This is a genomic window from Leisingera sp. SS27 (genome assembly GCF_028368855.1).
GTDB lineage: Bacteria > Pseudomonadota > Alphaproteobacteria > Rhodobacterales > Rhodobacteraceae > Leisingera.
In genome coordinates, this window is the sequence record NZ_JAQNCY010000002.1 from 270,286 (window position 1) to 289,616 (window position 19,331).

The 19,331-nt window shown below is 59.1% G+C and carries 18 protein-coding genes and 1 pseudogene; 12 read left to right on the plus strand and 7 right to left on the minus strand.

Annotated elements, in window-relative coordinates; genetic code table 11:
• Nucleotides 1–20 precede the first annotated feature (20 nt).
• The 6 genes from N6L27_RS07190 to N6L27_RS07215 form a co-directional block, all read right to left on the minus strand.
• Nucleotides 21–1,022 (minus strand): ABC transporter ATP-binding protein, encoded by a 1,002-nt coding sequence (locus N6L27_RS07190; RefSeq protein ID WP_271906539.1) that lies wholly within the window; start codon nucleotides 1,020–1,022, stop codon nucleotides 21–23.
• Complete coding sequence (locus N6L27_RS07195) at nucleotides 1,019–2,053, minus strand: Gfo/Idh/MocA family protein (protein ID WP_271906540.1); 1,035 nt, start codon at nucleotides 2,051–2,053, stop codon at nucleotides 1,019–1,021. The genes N6L27_RS07190 and N6L27_RS07195 overlap by 4 nt, the downstream gene beginning before the upstream one ends.
• Nucleotides 2,050–2,889, minus strand: coding sequence for a carbohydrate ABC transporter permease (locus tag N6L27_RS07200; RefSeq protein ID WP_271906541.1), 840 nt, complete (start codon nucleotides 2,887–2,889; stop codon nucleotides 2,050–2,052). The genes N6L27_RS07195 and N6L27_RS07200 overlap by 4 nt, the downstream gene beginning before the upstream one ends.
• 12 nt (nucleotides 2,890–2,901) lie before the next feature.
• Nucleotides 2,902–3,930, minus strand: a complete 1,029-nt coding sequence (locus N6L27_RS07205; RefSeq protein ID WP_271906542.1) for a carbohydrate ABC transporter permease — start codon at nucleotides 3,928–3,930, stop codon at nucleotides 2,902–2,904.
• Nucleotides 3,931–4,028: 98 nt separating this feature from the next.
• Nucleotides 4,029–5,285, minus strand: coding sequence for an ABC transporter substrate-binding protein (locus N6L27_RS07210; RefSeq protein ID WP_271906543.1), 1,257 nt, complete (start codon nucleotides 5,283–5,285; stop codon nucleotides 4,029–4,031).
• A 26-nt stretch (nucleotides 5,286–5,311) separates the two neighbouring features.
• Nucleotides 5,312–6,226: an N-acetylmuramic acid 6-phosphate etherase gene (locus N6L27_RS07215; RefSeq protein WP_271906544.1), complete on the minus strand. Its 915-nt coding sequence runs from the start codon at nucleotides 6,224–6,226 to the stop codon at nucleotides 5,312–5,314.
• Between the two features lie 110 nt (nucleotides 6,227–6,336).
• Here N6L27_RS07215 and N6L27_RS07220 point away from each other — a divergent pair, with 110 nt between their 5' ends.
• The 11 genes and pseudogenes from N6L27_RS07220 to N6L27_RS07270 all read left to right on the plus strand — a co-directional run bounded on the left by N6L27_RS07220 (nucleotide 6,337) and on the right by N6L27_RS07270 (nucleotide 18,123).
• Nucleotides 6,337–7,257, plus strand: a complete 921-nt coding sequence (locus tag N6L27_RS07220; RefSeq protein ID WP_271906545.1) for a BadF/BadG/BcrA/BcrD ATPase family protein — start codon at nucleotides 6,337–6,339, stop codon at nucleotides 7,255–7,257.
• Complete coding sequence (locus tag N6L27_RS07225) at nucleotides 7,254–8,009, plus strand: GntR family transcriptional regulator (protein WP_271906547.1); 756 nt, start codon at nucleotides 7,254–7,256, stop codon at nucleotides 8,007–8,009. The genes N6L27_RS07220 and N6L27_RS07225 overlap by 4 nt, the downstream gene beginning before the upstream one ends.
• 29 nt (nucleotides 8,010–8,038) lie before the next feature.
• Entirely contained in the window at nucleotides 8,039–9,067 is a 1,029-nt protein-coding gene (locus N6L27_RS07230) for an SIS domain-containing protein (protein ID WP_271906548.1), read from the plus strand.
• Nucleotides 9,064–10,197, plus strand: coding sequence for an N-acetylglucosamine-6-phosphate deacetylase (gene nagA, locus N6L27_RS07235; protein WP_271906549.1), 1,134 nt, complete (start codon nucleotides 9,064–9,066; stop codon nucleotides 10,195–10,197). The genes N6L27_RS07230 and nagA overlap by 4 nt, the downstream gene beginning before the upstream one ends.
• Nucleotides 10,198–10,423: 226 nt before the next feature.
• Nucleotides 10,424–11,884 (plus strand): glucose-6-phosphate dehydrogenase, encoded by a 1,461-nt coding sequence (zwf, locus tag N6L27_RS07240; RefSeq protein WP_271906550.1) that lies wholly within the window; start codon nucleotides 10,424–10,426, stop codon nucleotides 11,882–11,884.
• A gap of 48 nt (nucleotides 11,885–11,932) precedes the next feature.
• Nucleotides 11,933–13,741: a phosphogluconate dehydratase gene (edd, locus tag N6L27_RS07245; RefSeq protein ID WP_271906551.1), complete on the plus strand. Its 1,809-nt coding sequence runs from the start codon at nucleotides 11,933–11,935 to the stop codon at nucleotides 13,739–13,741.
• A 3-nt stretch (nucleotides 13,742–13,744) separates the two neighbouring features.
• A complete protein-coding gene (eda, locus tag N6L27_RS07250) occupies nucleotides 13,745–14,395 on the plus strand; it encodes a bifunctional 4-hydroxy-2-oxoglutarate aldolase/2-dehydro-3-deoxy-phosphogluconate aldolase (RefSeq protein ID WP_271906552.1) in 651 nt (216 codons plus the stop codon).
• The gene (pgi, locus tag N6L27_RS07255) at nucleotides 14,396–16,000 is read left to right on the plus strand and encodes a glucose-6-phosphate isomerase (protein ID WP_271906553.1); all 1,605 of its coding nucleotides are present in this window, start codon (nucleotides 14,396–14,398) and stop codon (nucleotides 15,998–16,000) included.
• 87 nt (nucleotides 16,001–16,087) lie between these two features.
• A complete protein-coding gene (locus tag N6L27_RS07260) occupies nucleotides 16,088–16,288 on the plus strand; it encodes a hypothetical protein (RefSeq protein ID WP_271906554.1) in 201 nt (66 codons plus the stop codon).
• 275 nt (nucleotides 16,289–16,563) lie between these two features.
• Nucleotides 16,564–17,312, plus strand: a pseudogene (locus tag N6L27_RS07265) (IS5 family transposase); the annotation flags it as partial.
• 142 nt (nucleotides 17,313–17,454) lie between these two features.
• Complete coding sequence (locus tag N6L27_RS07270; protein ID WP_271906555.1) at nucleotides 17,455–18,123, plus strand: hypothetical protein; 669 nt, start codon at nucleotides 17,455–17,457, stop codon at nucleotides 18,121–18,123.
• Here the strand turns inward: N6L27_RS07270 and N6L27_RS07275 are convergent.
• Entirely contained in the window at nucleotides 18,061–18,696 is a 636-nt protein-coding gene (locus N6L27_RS07275; protein WP_271906556.1) for a hypothetical protein, read from the minus strand. The genes N6L27_RS07270 and N6L27_RS07275 overlap by 63 nt on opposite strands.
• A 194-nt stretch (nucleotides 18,697–18,890) precedes the next feature.
• Here N6L27_RS07275 and N6L27_RS07280 point away from each other — a divergent pair, with 194 nt between their 5' ends.
• On the plus strand, nucleotides 18,891–19,283 hold the full coding sequence (locus N6L27_RS07280; RefSeq protein ID WP_271906557.1) for a hypothetical protein: 393 nt from the start codon (nucleotides 18,891–18,893) through the stop codon (nucleotides 19,281–19,283).
• The last annotated feature ends 48 nt before the right edge of the window (nucleotides 19,284–19,331 follow it).

The following is a 19,331-nucleotide window of genomic DNA, read 5'->3' on the forward strand; positions in this document are numbered from 1 at the left end:
ATCGAGGCTCGAGTCATCTTTCACTCTATCCTCAGACGTTGACCGTCATCTCCAAAATAGTATGCACGGCTGGGGTCGTATCCGAATTGGACATCGTTGCCAGGGGCTATTGCGTGCTGGCCGAACAGCCGGATTGTCAGCGGGGCGCGGGCGGTTTGCAGGATGACATTTGTATCGCCGCCAAGCTGTTCCACATGAGTTACAGTGCCGGCAATCGGCCCGCCGCCTTCGAGCCGGATGTCTTCGGGGCGCAGGCCCATCTCGCGCGGATCCCCCGGTGTTAGCGCATCCGCAGGCAGGAAGTTCATTGAAGGAGAGCCCAGGAAGCCTGCGACGAAACGGTTGGCGGGGTCGTTGTAAAGATCCATCGGGCTGCCGATCTGCTCTACCCGGCCGTCACGCAGCACCACGATTTTGTCTGCCAGGGTCATCGCCTCAGTCTGGTCGTGGGTCACATAGATCATTGACGCAGACAGCTGGCGGTGCAGATTAGCGATCTCGATCCTAGTGTTCATCCGCAGCGCCGCATCAAGGTTGGAGAGCGGTTCGTCAAACAGGAATAGCTTGGGCTGGCGCACGATAGCGCGGCCGATGGCGACGCGCTGGCGCTGGCCGCCGGACAGCTCCGACGGGTAGCGGTTCAGATAGGGTTCCAGCCCCAGCATGCGGCTGGCTTCCACGACCCGCTCTTCGATCACGGTTTTGGGCTGGCGTTCCTGTTTCAAGGCCAGAGTCAGATTGCCGCGCACGTTCAGATGCGGATAAAGCGCGTAACTCTGAAACACCATGGCGATACCGCGTTTTGAGGGCGGTGTCAGGTTGACCTGTTCGCCGGCGATCCGGATCTCACCGGACGTGGCATCCTCCAGGCCGGCAATCACGCGCAGAAGGGTGGATTTTCCGCAACCGGAGGGGCCGACAAAGACGACAAACTCCCCGTCTTCAACGTCCAGATTGATGTCCTTCAGGACGTGGACAGGGCCGAAGGATTTATTGATGTTCTTCAGTGACAGGGCAGTCATTGGCAGGCCTCCTCAAGAGAAACGGGCTGGCCGGTGCGGATGCTTTGATCCGCGGCCAGGCAAATGGTGAGTGATTGCACGGCGCCGGACATGTGCCGGCTGAGATCGGTGTCTTTGGCGATGACGCGCAGCATGAAGGCCAGTTCGGCATCGCAAAGCTGCTGGTGGCCGGGCTCATCCGGCATGTCGATCAACTGGCCGCCTTCGGGGCGATGGACCAGGATGCTGCCAACCCGGGTGTGGCTGTCCACATCCGAGGAGGTCTCCCGGCTGCCGCCGGTAATGGAAACCGAGCCATTGGGGGTAATGATGTCCTTCACGAAATGCGCGGTTTCGGACATCATCGGCCCCCATCCAGCTTCGTACCAGCCGGCGGAGCCGTCAGCAAAGACGACCTGGAACTGGCCGTAATTATACATGTCCTCAGCAATCTCATCCGACAGCCGCAGACCCATGCCATGCACCTTAACCGGGGCGGCATCGGTGATCTGGCACATCACGTCGACATAGTGGACGCCGCAGTCGACAATCGGGCTGGTGGTCTGCATTAGTGCCTTGTGTGTTTCCCATTCAGCGCCCCTGGACTGCTGGTTCAGGTTCATGCGGAAGACATAGGGACCGCCAAGACTGCAGGCCTCGGCGATCAGCTTCTGCCAGCTGGGGTGATGGCGCAGGATGTAGCCGACCACCAGCTTGCGGCTCAGCCGTGCGGCAGTTTCAGCCACACGCTGCGCGTCTGCTACATTAGTAGCCAGCGGCTTCTCGACAAACACATGCGCGCCTGCTTCCATCGCCGCGCAGGCGTATTCCGCGTGGCTGTCGGAGTAGGTGGCGATGACCGCCAGATCGGGACTGGTTTCTGCCAATGCCTGATGGAAATCGGTGAAGGCCGGGTAGTCATGAAGGTCCGGATGGCTGACTGTACCGGAGCGGTTCACTAGCGCCACGATCTCTGCATCCGGATTAAGATGGTGGGCCAGGGCATGGGGCAGGCCCATGTTGCCAAGGCCCGCAATCAGGACACGGGTCATTTCACCGCTCCCGAGGTAATGCCGCGGATCAACTGGCGTGAGAAAATCACATAGAGGATCAGCACTGGCAGGATTGCCATCGAAAGCGCCGATAGGACCGCGTTCCAGTCGGTCACGAATTGGCCGATGAAGACCTGGCTGCCCAGTGTCAGGGTCTTGGTTTCCTCTGCCGGAGCCAGGATCAGCGGGAACCACAGGTCGTTCCAGATCGGGATCATGTTGAACACGGCGACAGTTGCCATCGCCGGACGCACCAGCGGCAGCACCAGCCGGAAGAAGATGGTATATTCGCTGAGCCCGTCGATACGGCCCGCGTTCTTGAGGTCGTCGCTGACCTGCTTCATGAACTCGCTGAGGATGAAGACCGCGAGCGGCAGTCCTTGGGCCGTGTAGACCAGGATCAGCGCCCACAGGGTGTTCACCAGACCCGATGCCACCATCATCTCGAGGATCGCAACGGTGCCGATGCGGATCGGGATCATGATGCCAAGCGCCAGATAGAGGCCCATCAGCGTATTGCCCCTGAAGCGGTACTCGCTGAGCGCATAGGCGGCCATGGCGCCGAACAGCAGCACCAAGGCCAGCGAGGCGACAGTGACAATCAGCGAGTTCTGGAAATACAGGAAAAAGTCCCCCTGTTTCATCACAGTCTGATAGCCGATCATTGAAAAGCTCTCGGCATCGGGCAGCGCCAGCGGCTCGCGGAAGATCGCCTTGCGGGACTTGAAGCTGTTGATCAGGATCACAAAGACCGGGAACAGCGCAATCAGTGTATAAAGGATCAGAGCGCCATGCATGGCATAGGTGTTGAGCGGGTTGGAGCGGGCCTTGTTCATGTCATCTGCTCCTTACAGCTGGTAGCGGCGCATCCGGGTCTGGACGCCAAAGAGGTAGATACAGACCCCCAGCAGGATGATCGCAAACATCGCGCCGGCGATGGCAGAGCCCATGTGCGGATCGCCAAGCTGCAGCTGGAAGCCGAAGAACGTCCGGTACATGAAGGTGCCAAGGATGTCGGTTGAAAAGTCAGGCCCGGCCAGCGCGCCTTGGGAGGCGTAGATCAGGTCGAAGGCGTTGAAGTTGCCGACAAAGGTCAGGATGGAGATGATCCCAATCGACGGCAGGATCAGCGGCAGTTTGATCTTCCAGAAAGCGCCCATGCCGGTGATGCCGTCGACCTCGCCTGCTTCGAGGATTTCCTCGGGAATAGACAAGAGGGCTGCATAGATCAGCATCATCGGGATGCCGATGAATTGCCACACCGAAATCAGAGCGAGAGTGGTCAGCGCGTATTCTTCCTTGCCCAGCCAGGGGGCAAACAGTGACTTGAGGCCGACTGCGTCCAGCATAGAGGGCGCGATACCCCAGATCGGCGACAGGATCAGTTTCCAGGCAAAACCGACAATCACAAAGCTCAGGATGGTCGGAATGAAAATGGCCGACCGGTAAAGCGCGGCAAAGCGCAGCCGGGGGTGGCTGAGGATCGCAGCCAGGGCAATGCCGATCGGGTTCTGAACCAGCATGTGAACCAGGAAGAACCAGAAGTTGTTCCCCAGCGCGTTCCAGAACTGCTCGGACCAAATGGGATCGAAAAAGAGGGTCTGGAAATTGGCCAGGCCGGTGAAGACACGCTCCTGGTCGATCCTGGAATAGAGTGCCAGCCGCAGCGTGTTGGCCAGAGGAAAGATCATCACCGCCGTATAGATCAGTACCGCGGGCGCAAGAAATACTGCGATGTGCAGACGGGGGCGGCGCCGGGAAGCGTGTTTTTGCACAGACTTGCCCGTTTCCAGTCTGGAGGCCTCGTTGATGTCCTGGGCAAACGCACTTACATCATTTGCATGTATCGCTTTGCCGGTTTGTAAAGGGCGGGACATGAGTACTTCCTCCATGTCTTAGAATTGGTCGGCCGTGCGGGGGCAGGAGGGCCGGCGGGGCCGGGTAACAGGGCGCGACAGAGCGCCCCGTTACAGGCTTAGTTCTGTTGCGGAGCGTACCAGCTGGCCAGGCCGTCCTGCAGCTTGGTACCCAGCTCCTCAGGGGAAGCGGTACCTTTGATAGCCGCGACGGATGCACCCCAGGTCTCGTTTTCGAGATTCGGTGTGCCGCGTGACAGGATCTGATAGGTGGAGCGGATGGTGCTTTCACACTCACCGCGCCAGCTGACGAATTCCTTGGCTAGGGGATCTTCCAGTTCCACAGGCTCTTTGGACAGAGGGAAAAAGCCCGGCAAAGCATTGCCGAAGATTGCAGCGAACTCCGGCGAGGCAACCCACGTCAAGAAGGCCTTGGCAGCTTCCGGGTTGTCAGTGGAGGCGTTCATGCCGATGCCGATGTCTGTGTGGTCAGATATATAACAGGTGTCGCCCGCATTCTGCACCGGCGGCTTGAAGGCGCCCATCTTGAAGTCGGCAAGCGTGTTGAAACCCGAGATTTCCCAGGACCCCGCGGGATAAATGGCGGCGCGGCCGAGTGTGAACAGATTTTGGCTGTCCGGGTAGGTTTGCGCCTCATAGCCATCGCCCAGGTAGGGGCTCCATTTTGCGAGGGTGGCGTAGGGTGCGGTCCAGGCTTCATCCGTCAGCTTTTGCTCGCCTGCAATCAAAGCGCGGCGGCCGTTTTCGCCTTTCCAGTAGTTCGGGCCGATGTTGTTGTAGCCCATGGTTGCGGCTTCCCACTGGTCGTTGGTGCCCATCGCCATTGGAATATAGCTGCCGTCCTCGCTTATCTTTTCCAGTGCTGCAAAAAAGTCGGCTTCGGTTTTCGGCACCTCGATACCCAGTTCAGCAAAGGCATCGGCGTTGTAGATGAAGCCGTGAATGACGGAGGCCATCGGCACGCAGAAGCTGGAGGAGCCATCGTCGGTCTGCCAAGCCGATTTGGCCACGTCAGAGAAGTTACTCATGGCGTCCAAATCGCCGAGATCGGCCAAATGGCCGGCCTGGAACAGGGCCAGCGAAGCGTCGAAGGGGCGGCAGGTGATCAGGTCACCCGCGGAGCCTGCGTCCAGCTTGGAATTCAGCACTGCGTTGTATTCCGGAGGTGCCGACGGGGTGAATTTCACCCTGATACCGGGATGTTTGGCCTCAAAGGCAGGAATAATCTTGTCCTGCCAGAGGGTCAGGTCGTCATTCCGCCAGCTTTCAATAGTCAGGGTTACATCGTCCGCCCAGCTTGCCGTGGCGGTTAACGTTGTTGCGGTAAGCACAGCTTTAAGAGTTTTCCGTTTCATTGATTCCTCCCATGTTTGATCTTGAGTTAGCTCAGAAGTTGCGGCAGCTTCATCAATGCTGAACGCAGCCGACCCGCGCTGTCCTCCAGCAGCTCAACTGCGTGGCCGGGGGATGCCGCTCCGGCGCAAATGAGGATAGCCGGTTTCACGGCGCCATCTGCCAGCTCCAGTGCGGCCTGGGCTGCAGCGGGGGTGGCGCCCGTTACCCGAGTGATAATGCCTTCTGCACGGTTGCGCAGTTTGGCGTTGTCTGCGCGCAGATTGACCATCATCCCGTCGTGGACATGACCCAGCTTTATTGCCATCAGGCTGGAAAGCATGTTCAAGGCGATCTTCTGAGCCGTGCCCGCACCCATGCGAGTTGAACCGGAGATCAGCTCTGGCGGGGTCGTCAGAAGGATCGCGTGGTCGCATTGCGCCAGCAGCGGGCTACCGGGATTATTGGCAATTCCGATAGTGCAGGCACCTGCGAGGCGGGCTAGACGGGCTGCCTCAAGCGTATAAGGCGTGCTGCCGCTGGCGGAGACTGTAATGACCGTGTCACTTGAGGAAAGCCCGGCTAGTCCCTCGGCCAGTCCTGCGGTGTCGTCTTCAGTTCCGCCGGGCATGTGTGCGGATTGCGGCAACCCGCCTGCCATAAGAATGCGGATACGGTCTTCTGCAATGCCGAAAGTGCCGCCCAGTTCCATGGCGTCTGCGGCGGCCATCAATCCGGAGGAGCCTGCTGCGGCATAGTAAAGGGACCCGCCCGAAGCGAGGCTGCGTGCCATCGCCTTGGCGCCTCCACTAATAGCGCGCAAGGCATGCCTCGGAGCGCCAGCTGCCTCATGCTGGCCTTTGGCGAGCGCTAAGGCGGCTTCTTCCAGCGGCTGATTGTCCAGCTTGCTGGCGTCGGGGTGGAGTTGCTCAGTCGGGTTTGGCAGCACGTGTTCTCTCCTCATTGGCGGGAAGCATACCTATACAATACCATTTGTCCACCAAAAAAATGATGTCTATATTGGCGCCTTAAATATAGATGAATTTGGAGGGTCTGAGGGGGAATGGATGTAATTTGGTATTTACTTTGCAACAAAGGCATCATAAAGGTATCAGCATGCTTGAGACAAAAAACAATCCAATCATCGCCGTGGATGGCGGCGGAACGACATGCCGGATTGCGTATGCTGATGGAACCCGGCAGGTTCTTGTCGAGACTGGTCCAGCCAACGTTACCAGCGACTACGATGGCGCTATTGTGCGGTTGAAGGAAGGGTTGGCAGAACTGGCAGCTGGGTTGGATGTTTCACCAGAATTGTTGAAGCGGCTGCCGGCCTATCTTGGGCTGGCCGGCGTTACGGGCGATCGGATTGCGCGGCGGGTGGCTGCAGACTTGCCTTTGGAGGCTGTGCGTGTCGAGGATGACCGCCATCCCGCACTTGCAGGAGCCCATGGCGCAGCCGATGGCGCAATTGCCCATTGCGGTACCGGATCGTTCATGGCCTATCAGTCGCAAAGCGTCCGGCGCTTCGCTGGCGGCTGGGGGCCGGTGTTAGGCGATGAGGCGTCGGCTCAATGGGTTGGCCGCAGGGCATTGGCCGTGACGCTGGACGCCTGGGATGGTCTGGCGGCAAAAACTGCCCTGACAGACGCGCTGCTGAAGGAATACGGCGGGACCGATGGCATTGTCGCTTTCGCCTCGGATGCTAAGCCGCATGAATTCGGCCAGATTGCGCGCTTAGTGACGGCTGCAGCAGCTTCTGGGGATGGCATTGCCGCTTCGCTGATGCGCGACGCTGCAGGCCACCTGCTGCAAGGCTTGGAAATGATGGGGTGGACCCCGGCCATGCCGCTCTGCCTTACCGGGGGCATCGGCCCACACTATGCTGCGTTCCTGCCGGAGAACGCGCAGAATGCGGTTACAAAGCCCAAGGGTGCGCCCATCGATGGTGCCATAACTCTGGCCCGGGCTTTTCAAGCGGAGCTGTCAGCATGAATGCAACAACTTTCCTCGCTCCTGATGATTGGCTCGAGACCACCGGCGGGCCTCGCTATGTCCGGCTGCGTCAACGGCTGGAAGAGGGCATTGAGGCTGGTGTTCTGCCGCCCAACTCCTCTTTGCCGCCAGAGCGGGAGATTGCAGAGATCACCGGGCTGTCCAGGGTGACTGTGCGCAAGGCCATTCAGGAGCTGGTGAAGCAGGGTGCGATTGTTCAGCGCCAAGGCTCTGGCTCTTTCGTTCGGGAATCCGCGCCGCGTCTTGAGCAGTCACTCTCCCACCTCACTTCTTTCAGCGAAGATATGCGGCTTCGAGGCATGGAAACCAGCGCCAAGTGGCTTGAACGAGGCGTCTTCCTTCCCTCGCCAGAGGAGGTGGCGGTGCTTGGGCTGCCAGCTGACGGCCAGGTGGCGAGAATCTGCCGCTTGCGCGAGGCCGGCGGGCGCCCAATGGCTGTGGAACGTGCTTCGCTGCCGCTGGACATTCTGCCGAACCCGCTGGCTGTTCGCGACTCGCTTTATGAGCTCCTGGAGGAAACCGGCAGTCGGCCGGTGCGCGCCATTCAGAAGATTTCTGCAGTTAATCTGGAAGAGGAAGACGCGGCTTTGCTGGGTGTGGCCGAAGGTGCAGCCGGGCTTAGCATCCAGCGCATTTCCTACCTCAACAGCGGCCGTGTTGCAGAGTTCACCAAGTCCAACTACCGCGGCGATGCCTATGACTTTGTGGCTGAGCTGAGGCTTACCCCCTGATCCGCAACACCGATGGAAAGGCTGACCCGATGACCCCGAACACCACCCTGATGCGACAGGAAATCGAAGAGATCCCCGTCGCGGTCGATCGCTTGCTTAGCAATGGCGGCGAAGCCCTGGCTGCGGCTGCGGATGTGGCGAGGAATTACGGGCTCAAGTTCATGATTTCGGCCGCGCGCGGCTCTTCGGACCATGCCTGCACCTATCTCAAATATGCCAGCGAGCTGCTGCTTGGTTTACCGATGGCGTCGATTGGCCCGTCGGTTGCCTCCGTCTACGGGGCCGAACTGAAGGTTGCCGGCGCTCTGTGTCTGTCTGTTTCGCAATCAGGGCAGAGCCCGGACATCGTGGAGCTGACCAAAACTGCCCGGAAAGCAGGCGCGGGCACGGTTGCCATCACTAACGATCCTGCGTCCCCTCTCGCTTTGGCGGCGGAGGCGGCGCTGCCGCTGCACGCCGGCCCGGAGCGCAGCGTGGCGGCGACGAAGACCTTTGTGACATCACTGGTTTCCGGGCTGTGGCTGCTGGCTGAACTGAAAGGCGATGCCGAACTCTTGGCAGCATTGCATCGCCTGCCGGAACAGCTTGATGCTGCCACGCGCTGCGAATGGAGTGCTGCAGCCGCGGCCATTACTGGAAGCTCGCTGTTCACTCTGGGACGCGGGCCCAGCATGGCAATCTCGAACGAGGCGTCGCTGAAATTCAAGGAAACCTGTCAGATCCATGCGGAAAGCTATTCTTCAGCAGAGGTGCTGCACGGCCCGGTGTCGATCGTGGAGAGCGGCTTTCCGGTCATTGCATTTGCCGCGAATGATGTCGCGGAGCCGCTCCTGGCGCAAGTCGCTGACACCTTGGCAGCCAAAGGGGCTCAGGTGTTTGCCACAACACCTCTGGCGGCACAGGCCAATGTGCTTCCGCATGTCCGCACCGGCCACTGGCTGACAGACCCCGTGGCGGCCATCGTCTCCTTTTATGCGATGGTTGAGCAAGTGGCGGCACAGCGCGGCATAAACCCGGATGCGCCGCGGCATCTGCGCAAAGTGACGGAAACGGTATGAGCAGCGGGGCGATTATCTACTGTGGCGGATCTGTCTTCGACGGAGAAAAGCTGCATAAGGGCGCAGCGCTGCGGCTCGAGGCCGGCCGCATCGCCGCAATTGGCACTGATGCGCCGGCCGGGGGCGCAGACGTGGTCGACCTTAAGGGCGGCATCCTCGCCCCCGGCTATGTCGATCTGCAAGTGAACGGCGGCGGCGGTGTCATGTTCAATGGAGATCCCTCAGTGGACACCCTGCGGCGCATTGCGGCTGCCCACCGGACCTTGGGGGCAACCTCGATCCTGCCCACCCTGATCACCGACACTGCTGCCAAGACCCGCGCCGCCATAGCGGCCGCCACGGCGGCTGTGGCTGAAGGCGTGCCGGGGATTGCAGGACTGCATCTGGAAGGGCCGCATCTGTCGGTATCCCGGAAGGGCGCCCATGACGCCGCATTGATCCGCCCGATGGAGGAGGACGATCTGGTCGCACTTGTGGCGGCTGCGCAATCCTTGCCAGCGCTGATGCTAACGGTTGCGCCCGAGAATGTGTCGGTTAATCAGGTGAAATCGCTAGTTGCCGCTGGCGCAGTTGTTTCACTGGGCCATAGCGATGCAAACTATGAAACCTGCCTGTCTTACGCAAAAGCGGGTGCATCCTGTGCCACCCATCTGTTCAATGCCATGAGCCAGCTGGGCAACCGGGAACCCGGGCTTGTCGGTGCGGTTCTGGCCTCGGGCAGGCTGAGCGCTGGATTGATTGCCGACGGTGTTCATGTTCACCCTGAATCCATGCGGGCCGCCTGGGCCGCCAAGACGGGGCCGGGCCGGATCTTTCTGGTGAGCGATGCGATGGCACCTGCGGGCACTGCGCAGGATGCATTCGAGCTTGAAGGCCGTCGGATTTCCAGAAAACAAGGCAAGCTAACGCTGGCGGATGGAACTTTGGCCGGAGCTGATTTGGACCTGACTTCCGCTTTGCGGGTTTTGACGTCACAGGTAAATGTTCCACTTGAGGAAGCTCTTGCCTCTGCCACTCGAATCCCGGCTGATCTGATGGGACTTAGCGGTGCGGGACGGTTGCAAACCGGTAGCCAATGTCCGCTGATCCGCATTGCAGGCGATCTAAACGAAGTAGAGGTGCTCGCCTGAACTAAATTCAATCTGCATGGCGGTGAGCGGGAGTTCACCAGTGCCCTTCAGAACCGGGATCCTAGCCCCGGGTTGTCATCACTCAAAATGTTAGCGTTACCTTTTTTGAGTGGCCTGCCAAATGCCAGAGAAGTGAAAATGCACAAAATCGATCCGCAAGTTCCGCAGTATCGCACAGGGCTTCCAACTCCGCTTCACGCGACCTATCAGAAGGCAGGTTAAGACTGTGGTTTCCCGCGTCATTCCAGTTGATCCTTTTGACCTCGTGCTGTTTGGCGCGACCGGTGACTTGGCCCGCCGAAAAATCCTGCCAGCCCTGTTCCACCGTTTTCAGATCGGCCAATTTAACACTGATTGCCGGATCATCGGCACCTCGCGCAGCGAGCTGACCGCAGAAGAGTTCCGAAATCAGACTGCAGACGCGATCCGCGAATTCGGCCAGCAAGTAGAGACCACCCCCAAGGAGATCGCTTCATTCACAGCGCTGCTGGACTATGCCGCCGTAGATGTCCGCGGCGATGCCGGGTGGGATGAGATCCGCGGCAAGCTGCGTGACGATGCAGTCCGCGCCTTCTACTTGTCGGTTGGCCCGTCGCTGTTCACCGACATCGCCCGCCGTCTCAGCGAGACGGGCATCGCCACTCCAGAAAGCCGCATTGTTCTTGAAAAGCCCTTTGGCCATGACCTCGCCTCAGCTCAGGCTCTGAACGCCGCTCTCCGAAAGCATTTCGAAGAGCAGCAGATCTACAGGATCGACCATTATCTGGGCAAGGAGACAGTGCAGAACCTGATGGCTCTGCGCTTCGCTAACTCACTGTTCGAACCGCTGTGGAACTCGTCCCACATCGACCATGTGCAAATCACAGTGGCGGAAAGCATCGGCGTTGAAGGACGCGGCGAGTACTATGACAAATCCGGTGCCATGCGGGACATGGTGCAGAACCACTTGATGCAGCTTCTGTGCCTGACGGCAATGGAGCCGCCCGCGCAATTTACACCCAATTCGGTACGGGACGAGAAGGTCAAGGTGATCGAGGCGCTGCGCCCGGTTCCGCAGGCCAGCATTGCCCGTGGTCAGTACCGCAGCAGAAACATTTCGCAGAGCGGCGATGGCTACCGCGATCATGCATGCAATGCCGCCAGCCGTACTGAAAGCTACATTGCTCTCAAGGTTGAAGTGGCAAACTGGCGTTGGGCAGGCACACCCTTTTATCTGCGCACCGGCAAACGCCTGCGAGAGCGGGTCAGCGAAATTGCAGTCTATTTCCGCGACCCGCCGCACAACATCTTTGAAGGCTCCGGTCCTGTGCATGGCAATGTGCTGGTGATCCGCCTGCAGCCGGATGAGGGCATAACTCTGAAAACCACAATCAAGGATCCAGGGCCTGGCGGCATGCGGCTGACTGGTGCGAACCTGGATATGACCTTTGCCGATGAGCTGGCGGAATCAGGGCGCCCGCAGGACGCCTATGAGCGGCTGATCATGGATGTGATCCGCGGCAACCAGACGCTGTTCATGCGCGGAGACGAAGTTGAGGCTGCCTGGGCCTGGGCCGATCCGATCATCGCCGGCTGGCAGGATACTGGAGACACGCCGCAGCCTTATGACAGCGGCAGTTCCGGCCCCGACGATTCTCTGCTGCTGATCCACCGGGATGGCCGCCGCTGGCGCAGTATCGGAGCATAAGATGGCTTCTCTGATCTCCGCCCTCGCAAATGACAGCAAAGGCACGACATGACCCTGAATTCCACATTGGCAGCCGTCACGGAGCGCATCGTGTTGCGCAGCGAAGCGACCCGCACCGCCTACCTGGAGCGGATGCGCGCTGCAAAGGGCAAAGGACCGGCCCGGGCGCATCTCAGTTGCTCCGGTCAGGCGCATGCCTATGCAGCATCTGGTACGGACCAGCAAACGCTGGCGGCCGGCGGCAACGGGCACTTGGGGATTGTCACTGCCTATAACGATATGCTGTCGGCGCATCAGCCGTTTGAGACCTATCCAGCATTGATCCGCGATGCCGTCCGCAAGGCGGGCGGCACTGCGCAGGTGGCGGGCGGGGTGCCTGCGATGTGCGACGGCGTCACCCAGGGCGAGGCCGGCATGGAGCTGAGCCTGTTTTCCCGCGACACCATCGCCATGGCGGCAGGTATTGCACTTAGCCACAACGTGTTCGATGCCGCAGTGTTTCTGGGCGTCTGCGACAAGATCGTGCCCGGGCTGGTGATCGGCGCCCAGGCTTTTGGCCATATCCCCGCGGTGTTCCTGCCCGCAGGACCGATGACCAGCGGCCTCGCCAATGACGAAAAGGCACAGATCCGCCAGAAATTTGCCGCCGGGGAAGTCACCCGGGAGGAGCTGCTGAAGGCAGAAATGGCTGCCTACCACGGCCCCGGTACCTGCACCTTCTACGGCACTGCCAACACCAACCAGATGCTGATGGAGTTCATGGGGCTGCATCTGCCCGGGTCGTCCTTTGTAAACCCAGGCACTCCTCTTCGCGAGGCACTTACGGTTGAGGGCGCCAAGAGAGCGCTGTCGCTCAGCGCCCTTGGCAACAACTACACCCCAGTTTGCGACGTGCTGGACGAGAAGGCCTATGCCAACGGCATCGTCGGGCTGATGGCCACTGGCGGCTCCACCAATCTGCTGATCCACCTCATTGCCATGGCGCGGGCGGGTGGCATTCTTCTCGACTGGCAGGATTTTGCGGAACTCTCGGAATCTGTGCCGCTGCTGGCCAAAGTTTATCCCAACGGCATGGCCGACGTGAACCATTTCCACGCTGCTGGCGGGCTGGGCTACATGATTGGCGAGCTGCTGAAGGCAGGGCTTTTGCACCCGGACACCCGGACGGTCGCGGGTGAAGGGCTGGAAACCTATACACAGGAGCCATTCCTGTCGGAGGACGGGCTCACCTTCCGTCCCGGCCCGGGGCAAAGCCTGAATGACGCGGTGCTGCGCCCTGCAGATGCACCGTTCCAGAAGACCGGCGGGCTGAAGCGGCTGACCGGCAATCTGGGCACCTCTGTCATCAAAGTCTCAGCAGTTGCGAAAGAACATCAGGTGATCGAAGCCCCCGCCCGGGTCTTTCACGACCAGGAAGAAGCCAAGGCCGCCTTCAAGGCAGGCGAACTGACCAGCGACGTGATCGTGGTTGTGCGCTTCCAGGGCCCCAAGGCCAACGGCATGCCGGAACTGCACAGTCTGACGCCGTTCCTCGGCATCCTTCAGGGGCGCGGCCAGAAGGTGGCGCTGGTCACCGACGGGCGGATGTCCGGCGCCTCCGGCAAAATCCCGGCGGCGATACATGTGGTTCCTGAAGCCCTTGACGGCGGCCCGATTGCCCGGATCCGGGACGGCGATTTGCTGCGGCTCGATGCGGTGAAGGGCACATTGGAAATCCTGACGGAAGGCGTACTCGAACGCGAAGCCGCCATTGCCGGCCTCAGCGCCTATCAGCATGGCACCGGCCGCGAGCTGTTTTCCCTGTTCCGCCGCTCGGTTGCCTCAGCCGACGAAGGCGCCAGCGTATTCGGAGTTTGAATGATGCGGATTACCCCACAGGACGCCAGCCTGCGCACCTGCGAAATTTGCGCTTTGGCACCAGTGATGCCAGTGCTGGTGGTAGAGGACATAGCCCATGCCCGCCCCCTGGCCGAAGCGCTGGTAGCAGGCGGGCTGCCCGCTCTGGAAGTCACACTGCGAACCGGCGCGGCGCTCGACGTGATACGCGAGATGGCGCAGGTGAAGGGCGGAATTGTCGGAGCCGGAACGCTGATCACCCCCAAAGACGCCGAAGCTGCCAAGGAAGCAGGCGCCAAATTCGGCGTCTCGCCAGGCGCCACTGACTATTTGCTGGACGCCTGTGAATCCATTGGGCTGCCGCTCTTGCCCGGTGCAGCCACAGCGACTGAGGCGATGAGACTCCTGGCCCGCGGCTATGGCATGCTGAAGTTCTTCCCGGCTGAGGCCTCCGGTGGTGCTCTCGCGCTCAAGGCGATCGGCGCCCCCTTACCGCAGATTTCTTTCTGCCCCACCGGCGGCATCACCCCGGCCAATGCAGAGAGCTACCTGAGTTTGGGTAATGTGGTCTGCGCCGGCGGCAGCTGGGTCGCGCCTGATGATCTGATCAAAACCCGCAACTGGTACGCAATCGAGAAACTCGCGCGGGAAGCAAGTGAACTGGGGAGAGGGTGAATGCACGGCATTTGGAAAACACTTGAAGACCTGCATGCAGCGGTGGCCGAACGTCCGATCCTGGGTCTGTTTGATGACCCGCAACGGTTTCAGTGCTTCTCGGCTGAGACTGATGGGCTGCTGCTCGACTATTCCAAGACGAACTTGGACGAGGACATCCTTCAGCATCTCATCGCCCTGGCTGAAGAGAGCGGGGTTCCGGACAAGCGGGATGCCATGTTCCAGGGAGCCCGCTCAAATGCGACGGAGGGCCGGGCCGTGCTGCACACGGCTCTGCGCTCGCCGGATACGGCTGTACTTGCGGTCGGGGGCGAGGATGTTCGCCCTGAGATCAAGGCCACAAGAGACAGTATGGAGCGTTTTGCCGAAGGTGTCCGGACCGGTACGGTCACCGCGCCTGGCGGCCGGGCCTTCACCGACGTAGTAAACATCGGCATCGGCGGATCAGACCTGGGCCCTCTCATGGCAGTTCGCGCTCTGGCACCCTACCATACAGGCCCTCGTTGCCATTTTGTGTCCAACGTGGACGGTGCGCAAATCTCGGACACTCTGGATCGGCTCAATCCCAGGACAACCCTGTTCATCATCGCCTCCAAGACCTTTACCACAGTTGAAACGATGACCAATGCCCGGACCGCTTTTCGCTGGCTGGAAGCGGCTGTTGGAAGCGAAGGCGGGGGGCATCTTGCAGCAGTGTCCTCTGCTCCGGGGCAGACGGCGGTTTTTGGCATCCCAGAGGACCGGGTGTTCAGCTTCGCCGATTGGGTCGGCGGACGGTATTCGCTGTGGGGGCCGGTTGGTTTGCCCATCATGATGGCCATTGGCGCGCAGAAATTCGGCGAATTCCTAGCAGGCGGAAACCAGATGGATCAGCATTTCCGTTCGGCGCCGCTACGGAAGAACCTGCCGGTTCTGATGGCACTTGTCGGGATTTGGCACAACAATGTTTGCGGTTATACAACCCGGGTGGTGCTTCCCTATGATCAGCGGCTCGATCGGCTGCCAGCCTACCTCCAGCAACTGGACATGGAGAGCAACGGCAAGCGCGTGGATTGTAACGGTGAGCCGCTGCAGCGCGCTTCGGGCCCGATTGTTTGGGGAGAGTCCGGCACCAACGGGCAACATGCGTTTTATCAGCTGCTTCATCAGGGCACCCAGATCATCCCGGCGGAATTCCTGATCGCTGCGGAAAGCCATGAGCCGCATCTGAAAGAGCATCATGACCTGTTGAAGGCGAATTGCCTGGCCCAGTCGGAAGCGCTGATGCGCGGCAGGTCTTTGAAAGCGGCCCGGAAACTAACGGCAGGTGCGGACGCCGCCGTCGATCAGGATTGCCTTGCCCGGCACCGCACGTTCCCAGGCAACCGCCCTTCCGTCACATTGGCTTACTCCAAACTTTCCCCCTTTGTGCTGGGGCAGCTAATTGCTTTGTACGAGCACCGGGTCTTTGCGGAAGGGGTGATTTGGAACATCAACTCCTTTGACCAATGGGGCGTGGAACTGGGCAAAGAGTTGGCGATTTCCATACTGCCTCTGGTGCAAGGAGACCCGGCAGATGGCAAAGACGGTTCCACGCGAGGACTGCTAGCAAAACTGGCGAATTAAACCTCTGCGGTCGGTGAAGCCTGCTAAGTTAAGCCTCCCCTCTGTACGAGCTCGGAGCTTTCAGAAATTTAACTGTTAATCGGTGCAATGACAGAGACGTTATCAAGAAGAAATAAGCTGATTGCCGCGGAATACCTTCGGCAGTATTCGGAAAACCTTAGGCGAAACATGCAGGTATTGGCGTTGAAAGGAAACACCTTGGCTATTCGCGCGCTGGAGGAGGCTGATGCATGTCTGCTGGCTGCTCAGGTTCTGGATACGTGGGCTGATAATTGTGAAGAGCTCTGATTTTGTGCCAAGCAGTTTGCAATGTAAGAAAACAGCACTCGGGGTCTGCTGAGACCGCATTGAGCTACTCCCCAATGTTTGGACAGGTTTTGGCGTAGTTTAAGCTACTCTCTGCTCCTGCTGATCGGGTTGGGTTTTTTCTTTTCGCAGCCAATAGACCACGGCTGGCGGTCTGCCGCCAAGTGGGGAATGAGGGCGTTTGCGGTTGTAGAGGCTTTGTTGCACAAATCGGGAAGGGGATTCACTGCGTGAATCCAGCATGATAGCTGGAGGGCATGAGTAGCTGGTCCCCTACGAAGTACAAGACCACGAACTGGTCGTCCTACAATGACAGCCTGAGACAGCGTGGATCGTTATCTATCTGGTTTGATCCGGAGATGGTCTGGACACCGCCGCCGACAGGCAAACGCTGTCGACAACCGCAGTTTAGCGATGCGGCGATCCAGACCTCTCTGACCTTGAAAGTCCTGTTTGGCTTGCCGCTGTGGCAAACTACGGGTTTCATTGAAAGCCTGTTGCAACTGGTCGTGCTGGACTGGGCAGGTCAGACTTCAGCACTCTTTGCCGCCGTCAAAAGACACTCAATGTGAACCTGCCGTATCGCGGAGGGACCGGCCCGCTGAACCTTCTGATCGATAGCACCGGCATCAAATCAGAGGGTGAAGGCGAGTGGAATGCCAGAAAGCACGGCGGCCCCAAACGCAGGATTTGGCGCAAAATTCACATAGGGATCGATGAGGAAACGCTGGAGGTTCGCGCGGTCGAGGTCACCACCAGCAATGTTGGTGACGCGCCCATGTTGCCCGAACTACTGGATTAAATCCCGTCCAGTCAGGAAATCGGATCGGTCACAGCGGACGGAGCGTATGATACGCGGAAATGCCACGACGCTATTGCCAGGCGTGAAGCTCATGCTGTCATACCCCCGCGCAAGAACGCCAAGCCCTGGAAACCCACGAGCGCCGGTGCCAGAGCTCGAAACGAGGCGGTCAATGCATCGCGATACCCCGGCCGTGCCCTTTGGGGCGCTTTGATTTCGCTCCGCTCACCTTGCCGTCAAGACCCTGGCACAAAAAGAGTCATGTTCTGCCTCCCGAAAGAAGGGAATCCTTGTTCTGCCCGCTCGCCACGCGGGTGCAAGTTCGACTTTTTAACAGGAGAAGATAATGGAACGTCAGAACATTCACACACATATGCAGGCTATTGAAGAGCGCTTCAAAGCTGACGGCCTTACTCTTTACGTGTGTGAAAACCCGGATGAACTGCCAGCCCTTCTGCGGGAAGTAGGAAAGAAGAAAGTGCATCCGATGTCAGAGACCAGCGAAGATGAACTGCTATCAGGACGCGCACTTTGGCTATTTCTGAAGAAGGAAGGCCGGTGCATAATCTGCATTTCCGCCAAGCTGGTTGACCTTGGTGAGAAGGACTTCGGAAACTACTTCCGGAACCTTGCGGCCTCCAAGTACGTTGGCAGAGACAACGTCGTTGCCAGCGTGTCGCAGCCCTTGGTAGATGAACTTAGGGGCAGGCTGATCTACTTCGGCGGAATAGAGGTGGCGCCAGACGAAAGAGGCGGCATACGGCGGCTGGGAGATTTCGCTCAGTATGTGAAGCTTCTGGCAGCAATGCGCTGGGATTTTGATTGGATGTACACGATCATTGCCTACAAACACCGGCGCCTCGCTGACGATTACGGCTTCAACGGCAAGTACCGGAACGCAATCCGCTGGGCGGAACCGGTCCCAGAGGGTTTGGCCAATGACCAGATGATTTTAGGCCTCAATGCTGTCCATTTTTCCCACATTGTCAGCAGTGTCGAGCCAGGTAACCTTTGAGAAAACTGCAGTGACCGGCTCTCCTCGGGTGTCGGTCACTCGCATTGTTACTTTACGGTAGCCGCCTCTTATCCTTTGCCCCTTGCTGATGACATCAAGCACTTCATCGGTAACGATGTAGGGAACTTCCTCAAGCATTCTGTGTGAGTGAATGGCGCGCTCAAGGATCTTCTCCTCAAAACTTCCAACGATCCGGTAAAAGTCACGGTTGCCTGCCAGCATTAACCGCTCCGCCGTCGCGCTGCGTTTCCCGATTTGGATCGGGTGCATTATCCTGTCTGTGGGTTCTATGGGTTCGTAGAGGTCAACCTGATCCTCGAACCACTCCCAGTTTTTCAGTTGCCCGCCTTCCCGGTGAAACCAGTCTAAAATGTGGTCTGTGGTCACGTTGAAGCCTGCCCTGGTACAGGCCGCATGTTCCACGTTCGCCATCTCCGCCGCCCGCCATCGGTTCCAGCTGGCTGCGCTTGCGCTGGTTTCAGCCGGCAATTCGAAGAAGAACTGAATGGGTATGTGCAAACCGGCGGAAAGAAGAGCCAGGGTGGAGGCTGGAATTTCGCGATTGTTCCTCATTTGGCTTCTGAGAGTTCCGTAGTTCACTCCCGAAACTGTGCAGGCCCTCTTCAGCCGCATACCCGCGATCTTACAGGCAGCATCTATTCGATCAGCTATCATGAAAACCCTCAAAAAATTCACACATGTAACTTTTCACTCAAAAGATTGACAGAAGTAAAGCAGCTCAACAACACTCGCAGGAAACGATCGATTTGACAACAACCATTACGTGTGCCCAGTTCTGCGCAGAGGATGAGTTCCAATTGAAACAGACAGATGCAAACCCATGGCATGCCGAAGGAGCAGAAGTCGCCCGTGTCCTTCAAGGTGCCGAGTTGGAGCTTTTGAATAAGGCTTGCAAGGTTTCCGGAAAAAGCCTTGCTTTTTGGGCTCGGTTAACGGAGGGGCTTGATGAAGGAGCTCGTGCCATGCTGGTCTCCAGGGCTCGCATGTTTTCGTCAGAATTGCCTGGTTCGTGCAACGATCTGCCGCAAGATCAAAAGGAAGCAGTCACATTGCTGTCCTTGGTTGGTCGGCGCGATCGGCAGGTTTTTCTAAGAGCACTTAGAAGTTTAGTTGAGCTTCGCGCAGGGCGAAAAAACTAGTTCGAGATTTGCGTATAGCGGCGCAGCTTGAAGTAAGTGCTGCGCACA